The sequence below is a fragment of the Vibrio sp. zbq_1 genome (genome assembly GCF_043102935.1).
In the GTDB taxonomy this organism is placed as follows: domain Bacteria; phylum Pseudomonadota; class Gammaproteobacteria; order Enterobacterales; family Vibrionaceae; genus Vibrio; species Vibrio parahaemolyticus.
The window spans coordinates 1-15369 of sequence record NZ_JBICJH010000006.1 but is presented as its reverse complement, the minus strand read 5'-3'; the positions used below and the strand labels follow the sequence as shown (position 1 = coordinate 15369).

At 48.4% G+C, this 15369-nt stretch carries 17 protein-coding genes; 8 read left to right on the top strand and 9 right to left on the bottom strand.

The features are described 5' to 3' along the window. Positions 1-2: 2 nt before the first annotated feature. From ACF8CV_RS05740 to def, 6 genes are all read right to left on the bottom strand, one after another. Complete coding sequence (locus tag ACF8CV_RS05740; protein WP_025575074.1) at positions 3-587, bottom strand: DUF3157 family protein; 585 nt, start codon at positions 585-587, stop codon at positions 3-5. Positions 588-612: 25 nt separating this feature from the next. Beyond that, positions 613-2058 carry a TrkH family potassium uptake protein gene (locus ACF8CV_RS05735; protein ID WP_005481183.1) on the bottom strand — a complete coding sequence of 482 codons (1446 nt, stop codon included), beginning with the start codon at positions 2056-2058 and terminating at the stop codon, positions 613-615. A 9-nt stretch (positions 2059-2067) separates the two neighbouring features. After that, entirely contained in the window at positions 2068-3444 is a 1377-nt protein-coding gene (trkA, locus tag ACF8CV_RS05730) for a Trk system potassium transporter TrkA (RefSeq protein ID WP_005461427.1), read from the bottom strand. 64 nt (positions 3445-3508) lie between these two features. Beyond that, a complete protein-coding gene (gene rsmB, locus ACF8CV_RS05725; RefSeq protein WP_015297514.1) occupies positions 3509-4792 on the bottom strand; it encodes a 16S rRNA (cytosine(967)-C(5))-methyltransferase RsmB in 1284 nt (427 codons plus the stop codon). An 80-nt stretch (positions 4793-4872) separates the two neighbouring features. Beyond that, complete coding sequence (fmt, locus tag ACF8CV_RS05720; RefSeq protein WP_138938569.1) at positions 4873-5820, bottom strand: methionyl-tRNA formyltransferase; 948 nt, start codon at positions 5818-5820, stop codon at positions 4873-4875. 33 nt (positions 5821-5853) lie between these two features. Continuing rightward, positions 5854-6372 (bottom strand): peptide deformylase, encoded by a 519-nt coding sequence (def, locus tag ACF8CV_RS05715; protein ID WP_005461416.1) that lies wholly within the window; start codon positions 6370-6372, stop codon positions 5854-5856. 138 nt (positions 6373-6510) lie between these two features. Here def and ACF8CV_RS05710 point away from each other — a divergent pair, with 138 nt between their 5' ends. The 4 genes from ACF8CV_RS05710 to ACF8CV_RS05695 all read left to right on the top strand — a co-directional run bounded on the left by ACF8CV_RS05710 (position 6511) and on the right by ACF8CV_RS05695 (position 9831). Then, positions 6511-7605, top strand: a complete 1095-nt coding sequence (locus tag ACF8CV_RS05710) for a LysM peptidoglycan-binding domain-containing protein (RefSeq protein WP_138938570.1) — start codon at positions 6511-6513, stop codon at positions 7603-7605. Beyond that, positions 7589-8701: a DNA-processing protein DprA gene (gene dprA / locus ACF8CV_RS05705; protein ID WP_024703797.1), complete on the top strand. Its 1113-nt coding sequence runs from the start codon at positions 7589-7591 to the stop codon at positions 8699-8701. The genes ACF8CV_RS05710 and dprA overlap by 17 nt, the downstream gene beginning before the upstream one ends. A gap of 2 nt (positions 8702-8703) precedes the next feature. Next, the gene (locus ACF8CV_RS05700; RefSeq protein WP_005461440.1) at positions 8704-9183 is read left to right on the top strand and encodes a DUF494 family protein; all 480 of its coding nucleotides are present in this window, start codon (positions 8704-8706) and stop codon (positions 9181-9183) included. A gap of 78 nt (positions 9184-9261) precedes the next feature. Continuing rightward, positions 9262-9831, top strand: a complete 570-nt coding sequence (locus ACF8CV_RS05695; protein ID WP_138938571.1) for a type I DNA topoisomerase — start codon at positions 9262-9264, stop codon at positions 9829-9831. 69 nt (positions 9832-9900) lie between these two features. Here the strand turns inward: ACF8CV_RS05695 and ACF8CV_RS05690 are convergent, their stop codons facing one another. Both ACF8CV_RS05690 and purE read right to left on the bottom strand, forming a co-directional pair. Beyond that, the gene (locus tag ACF8CV_RS05690) at positions 9901-11028 is read right to left on the bottom strand and encodes a 5-(carboxyamino)imidazole ribonucleotide synthase (RefSeq protein ID WP_138938572.1); all 1128 of its coding nucleotides are present in this window, start codon (positions 11026-11028) and stop codon (positions 9901-9903) included. A gap of 4 nt (positions 11029-11032) precedes the next feature. Next, the gene (purE, locus tag ACF8CV_RS05685) at positions 11033-11518 is read right to left on the bottom strand and encodes a 5-(carboxyamino)imidazole ribonucleotide mutase (RefSeq protein ID WP_138938573.1); all 486 of its coding nucleotides are present in this window, start codon (positions 11516-11518) and stop codon (positions 11033-11035) included. 199 nt (positions 11519-11717) lie between these two features. Between purE and ACF8CV_RS05680 the strand changes: the two genes are divergently transcribed. From ACF8CV_RS05680 to ACF8CV_RS05665, 4 genes are all read left to right on the top strand, one after another. After that, the gene (locus tag ACF8CV_RS05680; RefSeq protein ID WP_015297509.1) at positions 11718-12275 is read left to right on the top strand and encodes an L-threonylcarbamoyladenylate synthase; all 558 of its coding nucleotides are present in this window, start codon (positions 11718-11720) and stop codon (positions 12273-12275) included. Between the two features lie 47 nt (positions 12276-12322). Beyond that, on the top strand, positions 12323-13240 hold the full coding sequence (gene hemF / locus ACF8CV_RS05675; RefSeq protein ID WP_138938574.1) for an oxygen-dependent coproporphyrinogen oxidase: 918 nt from the start codon (positions 12323-12325) through the stop codon (positions 13238-13240). A 101-nt stretch (positions 13241-13341) separates the two neighbouring features. Next, positions 13342-14175: a shikimate dehydrogenase gene (gene aroE, locus ACF8CV_RS05670; RefSeq protein ID WP_075984286.1), complete on the top strand. Its 834-nt coding sequence runs from the start codon at positions 13342-13344 to the stop codon at positions 14173-14175. A 3-nt stretch (positions 14176-14178) separates the two neighbouring features. Further along, a complete protein-coding gene (locus ACF8CV_RS05665; protein ID WP_005497408.1) occupies positions 14179-14442 on the top strand; it encodes a DUF1488 domain-containing protein in 264 nt (87 codons plus the stop codon). Positions 14443-14449: 7 nt separating this feature from the next. Here ACF8CV_RS05665 and ACF8CV_RS05660 read toward each other — a convergent pair whose 3' ends face one another. Beyond that, positions 14450-14998: a gamma carbonic anhydrase family protein gene (locus ACF8CV_RS05660; RefSeq protein WP_005461433.1), complete on the bottom strand. Its 549-nt coding sequence runs from the start codon at positions 14996-14998 to the stop codon at positions 14450-14452. Between the last annotated feature and the right edge of the window lie 371 nt (positions 14999-15369).

The following is a 15369-nucleotide window of genomic DNA, read 5'->3' as shown; positions in this document are numbered from 1 at the left end:
TATTAGCGAGTTTTCACTTCTAACACTTTGGCAGAAAACTGGTACTGCTGAGATTGCGGCACGGCCAGTTTAATGCTCTTACCTTGTTCTGCTTGCTGTGGTCGCAGGTAGGTATCCGCCATTCGTTTGATGGATTGCCAAACCGTGACCTTTTCTTTCGCCAGTTGCTTGCCAGACATATCAAACACTTGTACCTCCACTTCCACCTGAATGACAGATTGAGAGCTTTGGTTGGTGATAGACGTTGGCAGTACCAGTTCATCACCTTCGTAGCTCGCAGAGCCAATCAGTACGTCGACCCCTGAGTCAGACAACTGCATGGTTGGCTTTTTCGCGTTCACAACCACGGTTGTACCGACGGTTTTTGTTACGACCGGAATTGTCGCAATCGCAGGAGCTGCGACAGTTTCAACCGCGCTTGTTGTGGTTTGGGCTACGGCCTCTTTTGGCGCAGAACTTGTCATCACGTATTCCCAAGTAAAGTCATCGTTCAACTTCACTTCTCGACCGTCGGCTAAAGTGACGACTTCAGCTGCGTAGGCGGATGAGGTGGCGAGTAGGGTCGCCAGAGTGATCCATGTTTTCATTGTCATACCTTTTATTTGTGTCTGCTTAACGGCGCCAAAACGCAGGGAAGAACAGTACAAGAATAGTCAGAATCTCCAAGCGGCCCATCAACATACCAAAGCTTAGAAGCCATTTAGCGGCATCTGGTAGTGGCGCGAAGTTACCGGTTGGGCCGATCACGCTACCCATGCCAGGACCCACGTTGGCAACGGCGGTGATTGAGCCAGAAATGCTGGTCACGGGATCAAGACCAAGGGCACTTAAACAGCCAGCGATAAAGATTATGGTGATAAAGAACATCAACCCAAACGCCACCACAGAGCGCACGATGTCGTCGTTCACAGGACGTTGGTTGTAACGTTGCACGAAAACGCCGGATGGATGAATCAGTTTCATGATCTGTTTGTTCAACAGCGTCATAGCAATTTGGAAACGGAAGATTTTAATCCCGCCTGCGGTTGAGCCAGAACATGCCCCAGCCATCATTAAGAAGGCAAAGAGCGTGGTTGGCAGAGCGCCCCAAGCGGTGAAATCTTCCAAGCCGAACCCAGTGGTTGTCACCACAGAAACGATGTTGAACATCGACACTCGCAGGGCATCCAAAATGGTGTAACCATCGCGAATCACTAGCCAAGCGGCAACCACCAAGCTTGAGAACAAGAATAAGTATGCAAAGCCTCGTACCTGTGCATCTTTGACCAGAATATCGATGCTGCGTTTGCGTAGAGCGGCAACAAACAATAGAAATGGCAGACCGCCCAAGAACATGAAAGTGGTCGCGACCCAGTGCGCGCCGTTGGAGAAGTTGTTCATTGAGCTATCGGAGGTCGAGTAACCGCCGGTAGATAGGGTGGTAAAGGCGTGGTTGATCGCTTCAAACAGGTTCATGCCCGTCAGAACATAACCACCAATGCACATGCCCGTTAAGATCAGATACACCAACACGATGTTCTTCGCTACGGTTTTGGCTCTTGGGCTGCTTTTATCTGACCAGTCGGACGACTCTGTTTGGAACAGCTTCATACCACCGACGTTCAACATGGGTAGGATTGCCACCGCCATTACGATAAAGCCAATGCCACCCAGCCATTGCAAGATGGAGCGCCATAACAAAATGCTCGGCGCCATGTTGTCCAAGCCACTGAGCACTGTGGAGCCCGTGGTGGTGATCCCCGACATGGTTTCGAAGTAGGCATCGGTGAAGCTGATGTGGTTAATGAACACAAATGGCAACGCGGCGAACGCGCTGGCGATGGTCCAGACCAAACTGGTGATGAGGAACATGTCGCGCACACTGAGTTTGAACTTGGCGGTTCGGCCAATCGTCAAACAGATGAAGGCGGCAAGGTGCGTGATCACAACGGCTTGGGCGAAATCGAGGAAACCGCCCGTACCTGTGAAGAAAGCGACCAAAGTCGGCACGTACATAAAAAGGGCCAGTTTGGATAAAACCAGCCCGATAACAAACAGTACGGGACGTAAGTTGACCATAGGAAAATCCTAGAGGAAGAATGGGCTCGGCTGGAACAGCGCTTCGACGTCTGGTACGTACTTTTTGTCGACCAAGAACATCACGACGTGGTCATCTTGCTCGATGACGGTACGATCGTGTGCGATAAGAACTTCTTCGCCACGAACGACAGCACCAATGGTGGTTCCCGGTGGCAGTTTAATGTCGCCAATCGCTCGGCCAACCACTTTGGATGTGGTTTCGTCACCGTGCGCTACGGCTTCGATAGCTTCCGCCGCACCGCGACGCAGAGACGATACGTTTACGATGTCTGCACGGCGAACGTGCGTCAGCAAGGCGGAAATGGTTGCTTGCTGTGGTGAGATGGCCACATCAATCACGCCGCCTTGGACTAAGTCAACGTACGCGCCGCGTTGGATCAGTACCATCACCTTCTTCGCGCCCATGCGTTTTGCCAGCATAGCGGACATGATGTTGGTTTCATCTTCGTTGGTGAGAGCGATGAATACGTCAACTTGGTCGATGTTTTCTTCAGTCAGCAGTTCTTGGTCTGCGGCATCGCCACAGAACACGATGGTGTTCTCTAATTGTTCAGACAGCTTTTCTGCACGCTGATAGTCGCGCTCAATCAGCTTCACGCTGTAAGTTTGCTCTAGGCGTTTTGCCAAGCTTGCGCCGATGTTACCCCCGCCAACAATCATGATGCGGCGGTAAGGTTTTTCTAGGCGCTGTAGTTCACTCATTACAGAGCGAATGTGGTTGCTTGCGGCGACGAAGAACACTTCATCATCGGCTTCAATAATGGTGGTGCCTTGCGGGCGAATCGGACGGCCTTGACGGAAAATCGCTGCCACACGGGTATCGATGTGCGGCATGTGCTCACGCAAAGCAGACAGCGCGTTACCCACCAACGGGCCACCGTAGTAGGCTTTTACCGCCACTAGGCTGACTTTCTGTTCAGCAAAGCTCACCACTTGCAGCGCGCCTGGGTATTGGATCAGACGTTCGATGTAGCTCGTAACGAGTTCTTCTGGGGCGATAAGGTGATCGACAGGAATGGCGCCAGATTTAAACAGGGCTTCTTTTTCTGCCAAGTATTCTGGAGAGCGAATACGTGCAACGCGGTTTGGGGTGTTGAATAGAGTGAACGCGACCTGACAGGCGGCCATGTTGGTTTCATCAGTGTTGGTTACTGCGACGAGCATATCGGCGTCTTGCGCGCCAGCTTCGTGCAGCACGTCTGGGTGGCTCGCATGGCCATTGACCACACGCAGGTCGTATTTGTCCTGCAATTCACGCAGTCGGTCGGCATTGTTGTCGACGATGGTGATGTCGTTGTTTTCACCCACTAGGTTTTCTGCCAGTGTGCCGCCAACCTGACCTGCACCAAGAATAATGATCTTCATACTCTTTTCTCGTTATCTGAAAAAGGCGATTGAAATCACTCCAATCGCCCTATTTAGCATGCTGTTACGCGCGTGTTTTTGTTAGCACTGCGTAGTAGAAACCATCCATATCTTCTTCGCCTGGTAGAATTTGACGACCAGGCTGGTCGGGATCAGAATCCAGCAGTTGCGCATCCGCGGTACGTGCTAAAAACGCTTTTACTTGCTCCACGTTTTCTTGCGGTGTGATTGAACAAGTCGCGTAAACCATTGTGCCGCCGGGTTTCAGTTGCGTCCACATGGCATCAAAAATTTCACTTTGCAGCTCTGCTAATGCGGCGATGTCGTCTGCACGACGTAGCCATTTGATGTCTGGGTGACGACGAATCACGCCAGTCGCAGAACATGGGGCATCCAGCAAAATGCGATCAAATTGCTCGCCTTGCCACCATTCTTGTGGATTACGCGCATCACCGCAAACCACTTTTGCCTGAAGGTTGAGACGCTTCAGGTTTTCATGCACACGTTTCAAGCGTGTGTCGTCACAATCAATCGCGACTACTTCACTGCCCGACGTGCGCTCTAGAATGTGCGCAGTCTTGCCACCTGGCGCAGCACAGCAATCTAAAATCAGTTCGCCGTCTTGTGGTTTTAGGTAGTTGATCGAAAGCTGCGCCGCCGCATCTTGTACCGAAACCCAACCTTTATCAAAACCAGGTAGCTTCATCACGTCACATGGTGCGGCCAATTTTATGGCGTCCATTGCTTCTGTGTGTGGCGTGCTATCAATGTTTTCATTTTTGAGTAGCGCAAGGTATTCATCACGAGTGTGGTGTTGATGGTTCACACGCAGCCACATTGGTGCTTTTTGGTTGTTCGCTTCAACAATGCTTTCCCATTGCTGTGGATAGGCCTCTTGCAGCAGTTTTAGTAACCAGCTTGGGTGACCGTACTTGCCAGCGTTGTTGCTGACGGCCATTTGGTCGAGTTCTTCTTGGTTGCGTTGGTAGTTACGCAATACAGCGTTAATCAAACCACGCAGACGAGGACCTTTCAGCTCTTTAGTGCCTTCAACCGTTTCACCGACAGCTGCGTGCGCAGGAATGCGCATGAAGCTCAGTTGGTAAATACCAACCAGAATTAGGTGATGGAATACACGTTGTTTGCCTTTGAGCGGCTTATCCATCAATTGGTTTGCGATCATTTCTAGGCGAGGTAGGTAACGTAGCGCACCGTAACAGATCTCTTGTAGCAGAGCGTGGTCACGAGGTCGTACCGTTTGTTGAGCCGCTGGAAGAGCGCTTGAAAGTGAGTGGCCCTTGTCGACGACAAGATACAGGACGTTAGCAGCCGCAGCGCGAACATTCATGATGAGTACCTTAAAGTAAAGGAGGGCATCTCTGCCCTCTAAAAGTTCGTATTATTGGGGATGATAACCCCTAGTATGGCTTAAACCAGCAGAGTGCCGACTTCAAACCAAGCAGCACGTGAGTTCAGAATATCCTGAACTGACATGGCTTTTTTGCCAGGAACTTGCAGTTGCTCTAGCACCAGTACACCGTTGCCTGTCACAACATAGATACCGGTTTTATCTGCTTGCACGATGGTGCCGGCTGGCTTGTCACTGGTTTGCTCTGCCACACGGCTTTGCCATACTTTGATGCTGTTTTCTGCTGCCTCAAAGTGGCTCATTGGCCATGGGTTAAATGCACGAACGCAGCGCTCAATGTGCGCCGCATCGTCGTTCCAGTTGATGCGTGCTTCTTCTTTGCTGAGTTTTTTCGCATAGTTCGCTAGCTCATCGTCTTGCTTCACTGGCACTGCTTTACCCGCAGCAATGTCTGCTAGGCAGTTGATCAGGGCTTCTGGGCCAAGCTCAGCCAATTTTTCGTACATTGAAGCGCTGGTATCTGTCGCTTCGATTGGCAGAGTTGCAATCTTCAGCATATCACCAGTGTCGAGACCGATGTCCATCTGCATAATGGTCACGCCAGTTTCTGCATCGCCCGCCCAAATAGAGCGTTGGATTGGAGCCGCACCACGCCAACGAGGTAGGATAGAACCATGTACGTTGATACAACCCAGTTTAGGGGTATCAAGAACCGCTTGTGGCAGGAGCATACCGTACGCCACGACAACCATGAGATCGGCGTTCAGGTCGGCAAGTTCTTGTTTCGCTTCGTCGGACTTAAAGCTTTCAGGTTGGTAAACCGGGATGTTGTGTTCCAGCGCCAGTTGTTTTACCGGTGGCGCAGCCAATTTCTTGCCACGACCCGCTGGACGATCTGGGTTTGTGTAAACCGCGATTACTTCATGCTCCGAAGACAACAACGCCGCCAAGTGACGGGCGGCGAAATCCGGAGTACCTGCAAAGACAATACGTAAAGACTGACTCAAGGTAGACTTCCTTCTAATTGGTATGGTTCGAGATTAAGCGTTTTGCTGCTTCTCGTTAAAGCGTTTGATTTTTGCTAGCTTGTCCTGAATGCGTTTGCGTTTCAGTGGTGATAGGTAATCCACGAATAGCTTACCTTGTAGGTGATCAAGCTCGTGTTGAACACAAATCGCTAGCAGGTCGTCGGCTTCAAAGGTGAACTCTTTGCCATCACGATCCAGTGCTTTAACGGTAACTTCTGCAGCGCGAGGCACAAGTGCGCGTGCACCTGGTACCGACAGACAGCCTTCTTCGATGCCATCTTCGCCACGCTTTTCCAGAATCTCAGGGTTGATTAGCACCATCGGCTCATCGCGAGTTTCTGAAATATCAATCACTACGATACGTTTGTGGATATCAACCTGCGTTGCAGCAAGGCCAATACCTTCTTCGTCGTACATGGTTTCAATCATGTCATCGACGATTTTTTGAATCTCAGGAGTCACCGCGTCAACAGGCTTCGCGACCGTGCGCAGGCGATCATCTGGGAATGTTAATACTTGTAATACAGACATATTCACTCGAAATATTGAACTGTGCCGAAACAGCACAAACCTTGTTGGCTCAATTCTAGACATTTTATAGCCTAAATGACAGCATCCTTGCACCAATTTCCATTCTGGTTCCTGCTTAACAGACCAAGGACGAGGGTCATGAATCGAATTTTCCGCAACGTTGCCAGTGTTACGTTGCCGTTACTTTTCTCTTTCAACGCTGTAGCAAATGTGGATGCTAAACCACTGACTGTTAAAGATGATGCGCCACAAACGTATGTAGTCGTGAAGGGCGATACGCTATGGGATATTTCGGCCATGTACTTAGATAGCCCGTGGTTGTGGCCTCGTTTGTGGCAAGTCAATCCAGACATCGATAACCCTCATTTAATTTATCCCGGAGATAAGCTGTCTTTGGTGTGGATTAACGGTCAGCCCGTGTTGAGCCTAAAACCGGTTAAGAAGCTGAGCCCGAAAGCACGCATCACAGAAAAGAAAGCCGTACCAACGGTAGCGGAAAGTTTGGTGATGCCGTATCTCAAATCGGATCGGTTGCTGGATCAAGGTGCGTTGAACAATGCTGCAAAAGTGATGGGCAGCAGCAAAGGCAGTAAGTATCTGACGGCAGAAGATGTGCTGTACATCGATGGCAAGCAGACCGCTACAGGCTGGGCTATTTACCGACCGGTAGAAACCTTTTCGCGTGACGATGTGTCTAAAGAGATCACTGCGCTGCGTTTGATTGCCAAAGGCGAACTCGTTGAAGCTTCGAGCGATTATTCTGGTGTGAAGATCACGTCTCAATTGCAAGAAATCCTGCGCAACGATATCGCTTTGCCAAATCAATCGGTTGAGAACACTGACTTCACAACAACGTTCTACCCTATGCCGTCGCCACAAGGCAGTTCTGCAAAGTTGCTAGGCAATATCGAAGGTATTCGCTTTAGCTCAACCAACCAAGTTGTGGTGATTGATAAAGGGACGTCTGACAGTCTGAAACAAGGCAGTGTGTTTGATTTAAAAGAAGACGCGCATCCGGTTTACAAAGATGGCGATGAATTCAAGAAAGAGTTTGGTGTCCTCGATAAGAAAATAACCTTACCTCAAAGCAAGGTTGGCGAGTTGCTGGTCATTCGTCCTTATGAGTACTTTAGCTTGGCGTTGATCACAACCAGCACTAAACCCATCAATAAAGAGGTCTCTGTGGTTTCGCCTCTGACGCAAGAGCCGACCACCAATGAAACCACGCAATAACGACAGTGACCTTGCTGCCTGGCTTAAGCTGAGTTGCTTGCCAGGCATCGGTGGGGTCAAAATGAATAAGCTGCTCGCCAAAGATACGCCTCGCAATATCATCAATTCCTCTTCTGATCAGCTCTATCAATTGGGTTTGACGAACAAACAGTTGCAAGCTTGGGCTTCGGCCGATAAAGAGGTCGATGCTTGTTTAATGTGGCTAGCCACTTCTACAAATCATCACATCCTGACGCTGGCCGATCCTTTATATCCCCCTTTACTCAAGCAAGTTGTCGCTCCGCCTCCGTTGTTATTTGTCGAGGGGAATCCTACCTTTTTATCGCAACCACAAATAGCCATGGTGGGCAGCCGTAACGCCAGTTTTGATGGTTTACACCATGCTCGTCAATTTGCGGCAGAGTTGGCTCAGCAAGAATTGATTGTCACTAGCGGCTTAGCGCTTGGGATTGATGGCCATGCTCATGATGGTGCGCTACAAGCGGGAGGTAAGACGATAGCTGTGCTGGGGTCTGGTTTAGAACATATTTATCCTGCTCGTCATCGTAGTTTAGCGCAGCGAGTAACAGAGAATGGAGCACTGGTTTCTGAGTTTCGTCCCAATGCCAAGCCTCGAGCAGAAAACTTTCCGCGTCGAAACCGTATCATTAGCGGCTTATCGTTAGGTGTGTTAGTGGTGGAAGCGGCCGAGAAAAGTGGCTCGCTTATTACCGCGCGTTATGCCCTTGAGCAAGGGCGAGAAGTGTTTGCGCTGCCGGCCTCAATTAATGCTCGCAATGCTAGTGGTGGTAACCAATTGATTCGCAACGGTGCCTGCCTCGTAGAGAAAACCCAAGATATCCTCGATGAAATACAGTCTTTACTCGATTGGTCTGTTAATCAAAGTATCGATTTATTTTCTACGTTAAATGATGAAGAAGAATTGCCATTTCCTCAGCTGTTAGCTAACGTAGGAAGTGAAGCTACACCGGTTGATATTCTTGCAAACAGGACCAATATACCTGTCCAAGAAGTCATGATGCAGCTCTTAGAGCTTGAGCTCTCTGGGCATGTTGTTGCGGTTTCAGGTGGCTATATTCGAAAGGGGAGGGGCTAGCTATGATGATGGATATACTGATGTATCTATTCGAAACCTACATCCATAGCGATGCAGAGTTACAGGTCGAACAAGACGAGTTGGAAGAAGAATTGCTTCGCGCTGGCTTCCAACAAAAAGATATCTATAAAGCCCTTGTCTGGTTAGAAGAGCTCGCAGCGCTGCAGCAAAGTGATACATCTTCTGCGATTTCGGCTTGTATCGCGTCATCATCGACTCGTATCTACACTGCGAAAGAGATGCAGCGTTTGGATTTGGAGTGCCGAGGCTTTTTATTGTTCCTTGAGCAAATCAATGTGTTGACGACAGAAACTCGTGAAATGGTGATTGACCGAGTGATGGGTCTAGAAACGAGCGAGTTTGAGCTTGAAGACCTCAAATGGATCATTTTGATGGTGCTGTTTAATGTGCCTGGCAATGAAAACGCTTATACGCTAATGGAAGAGCTGTTGTATACCAAGGAACAAGGGATTCTTCACTAACCCAATCTAGGCAAGTTCGAGTTTAGCTAGCAAGAACGCGAGCTTGTCTTTTGGTGTGTTTTTCACGAAACGGTAAGTATGAGTAGTAAAATCGACAACACCCTTTTCTCTGCCCATGAACACGCATTGGAACACGAGCCGTGTCCTAAATGTGGCAGCGACTTGACCCTCAAACATGGCAAACACGGTCCCTTTCTTGGCTGTAGCCACTACCCAAGCTGTGATTACATCAAAGCCCTGCACAACAATGATGGACACATCGTCAAAGAGCTTGGCGTTCCTTGTCCAGATTGTGGTAACGAGTTGGTATTACGCCAAGGGCGTTATGGCATGTTTGTTGGTTGCTGTAACTATCCGGCGTGCCATCATATTGAGTCGATTAATCAACCTGAGCCAGAAAAGCAGCCGCAAGAGCAACACGCGTGTCCTGAATGTGGTAAAGGTCATTTAGTTGAGCGTAAAACGCGCTTTGGTAAAACTTTCTACGCATGTGATAACTACCCTAAATGCAAATTTGCAGTGAATCTCCCTCCGGTTAAAGGGAGATGCGAAGAATGTGGTTTTACTTTGTTGGTGGAGAAGAAACTCGCCAGTGGTGTGAAATTGCAATGTGCCAACCGTAAGTGCCAGCACACCCAACAAGGGTAAATACATCAAAGGAATTAAAAAGGGTCGCATCGTGCGACCCTTTGTGGTTTTTGGGGCTAGATTTTAGCGTTATGCTTGTTTCGCAAACTCGTGCACGGCTGGGAATGCCATTGGATCTAAAACATCCGCGAGAGCGCACAATCTACGGTACAATTCTCCTGGGTAGTCACCGCATACGTTGATGTGACCCATTTTGCGTCCTTCACGTTTCTCTTTGCCGTACCAATGGATGTGACAACCATCCATTGCGAGCAATGCTTCTGGTAACGTATCTTCACCAAGAATATTCACCATTGAGGTTTCGCGAATCAGTTTGGTGCTGCCTAACGGCAAGCCGCACACGGCGCGCAGATGGTTTTCAAACTGACAAGTTTCCGCACCTTGCTGTGTCCAGTGACCGGAGTTGTGCACGCGTGGGGCAATCTCATTGACTAACAGTGTGCCATCGACATCAAAGAACTCGAGTGCCAATACGCCAACGTAATCCAGGCTATCTGCGACGGCCGTGAACATCTGCTTGGCTTGGGCTTGCAGCTCTGGCGCATCAATCGCGGTGGATAAGCTCAATACGCCATTGGTATGAACGTTTTCTGCTAGAGGGTAAACTTCAACACTGCCGTCTTTGCCACGCGCACCAACTAAAGAGACTTCACGGTTAAATGGCACAAACTCTTCAGCCACAATCGCTTGAGTTGGTGTTGCTGCAATGCACTCCGACATTTCTGCCCAGATCGTCTCGGTCTGAGCCGCTTCTTTCAAGCGCCATTGGCCTTTACCATCGTAACCACCCAATGCACTTTTCAGCACCATAGGCATGCCAACATGTTCAATTGCGCGTTCAAAATCTTCACGTGTCTCAATCACGTAGTACTTTGCATTACGCACACCAGCATTATCGAGTAGCGCTTTTTCAACACGGCGGTCACCGCCTGCTTTGATGGCTTCGGTACTAGGGAGGAACTTGCCACTTAATTCACAGATGTCGAGTACATCGTGAGGAATATGTTCGAATTCTGCGGTGATCGCATCCACTTGTTCAATGGCATTTTCCAAACCATGACCAAGCACCTGTTGGGTAAGAGGATGGACAACGTTACCGCTGCCGACATCGTAAGCCGAGATTTGGATGTTCAGTGGTGCACCAGCCAGAGACATCATGCGAGCCAACTGACCTGATCCGAGAACCAGTACATGCATCTGATTAATCCTCAGCTGGATTTGGGTTAGCCAGTACGGTTTCCGTCTGTTCATTGCGGAACGCTTCTACCTTCGCCATGATGCTTTCGTCATGAGTGCCTAGGATTTGTGCCGCTAAGATGCCCGCGTTTGCAGCGCCCGCTTCGCCAATCGCTAACGTGCCGACTGCAATGCCTTTTGGCATTTGTACAATAGATAGCAAAGAGTCCATGCCTTTTAGAGCGCGAGATTGAACCGGAACGCCAAGTACAGGCAAACTGGTGAAGGCTGCCGCCATTCCCGGTAGGTGAGCTGCACCACCGGCACCTGCGATGATCACTTTGATGCCGCGTTCTTTCGCGCTGCTAGCGTAATCGGCTAATAGTTGAGGAGTACGGTGAGCTGACACCACCTTTGTTTCGTAAGGCACACCAAATTGATCCAGCATGTCTGCTGCTAGTTTCATGGTTGGCCAATCGGATTTAGAACCCATGATGATACCGACTTTCATCTCAAACTCCTTCAAGCTGCAAAATTAGGTGAGCTGATAAATTTGTGCGCATTATACGGGGATTTTTATCTCAAGCAAACGTTTGCGTCTTGTTGTTGACGCTATTGATACATTTTATAAAAAAATTGCTTTAGTGTCTGAGAATGAATATTTGTACACTTAGTGAAAATAATACAGTCAGACAATCAGGAAGTATTCGGTGGATAACTTTGAACAAGTGCTCAACGCACTACAACAAGGCGAAGTGATTGCCTACCCAACAGAAGGGGTTTTTGGTGTCGGATGCGATCCAGATAACCCAGAAGCAATTCAAAAACTGCTGGATCTCAAGCAGCGTCCGGTGGAAAAAGGGCTGATTCTTATCGCCGCAAGTTATGAGCAGCTCTTGCCATATATTGATGAATCTCAACTGACTCCAGAACAATTAGCGACCGTTCATGCAACTTGGCCTGGTCCATACACTTGGATCATGCCAGCGAGCGATAAAGTATCCAACTGGGTTTCAGGACAGTTTGATTCAATTGCAGTTCGTGTGACTGATCATCCTTTGGTTCAAAAGATGTGTAATGCATTCGGAAAGCCGTTAACCTCTACCAGCGCGAATCTTTCCGGCTTGCCACCGTGTATGACCACGGAAGAGGTAGAGCAGCAATTGGGTGACAAGCTGGTGGCCATTCTTCGTGGTGAAACCAGCGGTCGTGATAAACCCAGCGAGATTCGTGACGCCAAAACTTCACAAATATTAAGACAGGGCTAACCCTGCTTGCCAGCCATCAATAGGTATCACGTAATAGGTAATAACGTATGTCAGCAATCGATAAGTACGCCGTAAAGCAGTTCCTGATGTCACTTCAGGACTCCATTTGTCAGCAGTTAGAACAAGAAGATGGAAAGGCCGTCTTTGTCGAAGATGCATGGCATCGTGAACCGGGCGAACGTCTTGGTGGCGGTGGGCGCTCACGTGTTCTACGTGATGGTATTGTTTTCGAGCAAGGTGGGGTGAACTTCTCGCATGTGGAAGGGAAAGAAATGCCAGCATCTGCGACGGCACATCGTCCGGAGCTAGCTGGTCGCCGCTTTGAAGCGATGGGGGTCTCTTTGGTTATCCATCCCAAAAACCCTTACGTCCCAACTTCTCATGCGAATGTGCGTTTCTTTATCGCAGAGAAAGAGGGTGAAGACCCAATTTGGTGGTTTGGTGGTGGTTTCGACCTGACTCCTTTCTATCCTTTCGAAGAAGATTGTCAGTCATGGCACGATACAGCTAAGGCAATCTGTGCCCCATTTGGTGAAGACGTGTATGCCGAGCACAAAGCGTGGTGTGATAAGTACTTCTTCTTGCCACATCGAAACGAAACTCGTGGTGTCGGTGGTTTGTTCTTTGATGATTTGAATCACTGGGAGTTTGATAAGTGTTATGATTACATCAAAGCGGTGGGTGAAGGCTATTGCCAAGCTTACTTGCCGATTGTGTCTCGTCGTAAAGACATCGAATATGGCGAGCGTGAACGTGAATTCCAACTTTACCGTCGTGGTCGTTATGTTGAGTTCAACTTAGTGTACGACCGTGGCACTTTATTCGGTTTACAAAGTGGTGGGCGTACCGAGTCGATTCTGATGTCGATGCCGCCGTTAGCGCGCTGGGAGTACCGCTACGAACCAGAAGCAGGAACGCCTGAAGCCGAACTTTACGATCGATACCTGAAACCACGCGAATGGTAAGCACGGAATCTCCTTTTCTATATAGATAGATAGTGATAGGGTCATCTGTAATCAGATGGCCCTGTTTTCTCTATATCTAAGTAAGGAATAAAGGTAAGGACATGACCCCGCAAATCGATCGTTACGCCGTGTTTGGTAACCCTATCGGGCACAGCAAGTCGCCATTTATCCATACACTCTTTGCTCGTCAAACGAATCAGTCCCTTACATACACCGCAGAGTGTGCGCCTGTGGGTGGATTTATCGAGGCGGCGAAAGCATTTTTTGCTGACGACGGCAAAGGCTGTAACGTGACCTTGCCTTTTAAAGAAGATGCCTATCAATTTGCCAGCCGTTTGACCGAGCGTGCTCAGCTTGCTGGAGCAGTGAATACACTTAAGAAGCTTGATGATGGTGAAATCATTGGTGATAACACCGATGGTGCAGGCTTAGTGCAAGACTTGTTGCAACATCAAGTCGTTTTAGAAGGTGCACGTATCCTGATCATAGGAGCTGGTGGTGCCGCTCGAGGTGTGATTAAACCATTGCTCGATCAAAAACCAACATCTCTAACGATAACTAATCGTACATTTTCTAAAGCCGAAGAATTGGCAGAATTGTTTTCTGCGTATGGCCCTGTTACAGCAAAAGAGATGAATACCATTGCTGAAGAGTTCGATGTCATAATCAACTCTACGTCTGCATCATTGAGTGGTGAGTTACCTGCGATCTCTTCCTCGGTGTTCGCCGCCAATAGTACAAGCTACGACATGATGTATGGCAAAGGTGATACCACATTTAACCAATGGGCTAAGCAACACGGTGCGGCACATGCTTATGATGGTTTAGGTATGTTAGTTGGCCAAGCTGCTGAGAGTTTTATGTTATGGCGCGGTCTTCGTCCTGGAGCCAAACAGATTTTGCGTGAATTAAGAAAGAACCTTGAAGGTCAATAAGCGATGAATCAATCCATCTTATTCCCAGACATGCAATCATGGGATGAAGTATCACAATCAGTAAACTTTGCGGCGCAACAATCTGGTGCGCTAATAGAATGCTTTGTGACGAAACAAAAGTTAGAAAAGTTATCTGGCTCAGAGTTAGATACGGAACAGGCCGTGATCGCCGCTTTTATTGACTACCGATTTGATCTGGAAGAAATAGCAGAAGAGTTAATAGAAGATGAAGCCTTCAACGAAGAAGGCCATATTATCATCGGCTAACAGACCTTTAGTTCAAGTCTTCTACTTCATGTAAGTAGTCGTTTTTGTTTTGAACATAGTTATTGGCTGACTTTTGTAAAAAAGCTCGTTCTGTTTCTGATAGAGGGCGAGCTTGTTTCACTGGACTACCGACATAAAGATAACCGCTTTCTAATCTCTTTCCTGGCGGTACTAAACTGCCCGCTCCAATCATCACCTCTGATTCAATAACGACAGCATCTAAAACAATCGCCCCCATACCAACCAATACACGATCGTGTATCTCACAACCGTGCAGCATCACTTTGTGGCCAATCGTAACGTCATTGCCGATAATAAGTGGATAGCCGTTTGGGTTTTCAGAGTTCTTATGGGTGACATGCAAAACACTGCCATCTTGAATATTCGTTCGATCACCAATGTGAATGTGGTTCACATCGCCTCGTGCCGCTACTAATGGCCAAATGCTAGAATCGTCCCCAATACGGATATCTCCGACTAACACTGAGGTTGAGTCAACGTAAACACGCTCACCAAGTTGAGGCTTTATACCTTTGTAGCTTCTAATTGAGCTCATCTTTTCTCCTTATTAGGGGCGATTACAGGGGACATGGAGGTAGAATAGTAGTGAAAACTCGCCTTTTAGAATAAAAAACACCCAAACGATAAAAAAATCAAAAAAAACGTGAAAAAGGGCTTGCCAATGTGATCGCAATCTCTATAATGCCACCTCGCTGACACGGCAACGCTTCGAAAGAAACGAAGTCGAGGTTAGCAAGCCAAATTAGCCAAGCGGAAACGCTTGAAGAAAGTTTGAAAAAAGTGATTGACACTAAACTTTAACTCGCTAGAATGGCCGTCCTGTTTTGAGCAAAGCTCATCAGGAAAAGCTCTTTAACAATATAGACCTATCAATCTGTGTGGGCACTCGTTGATGATAATCCAATT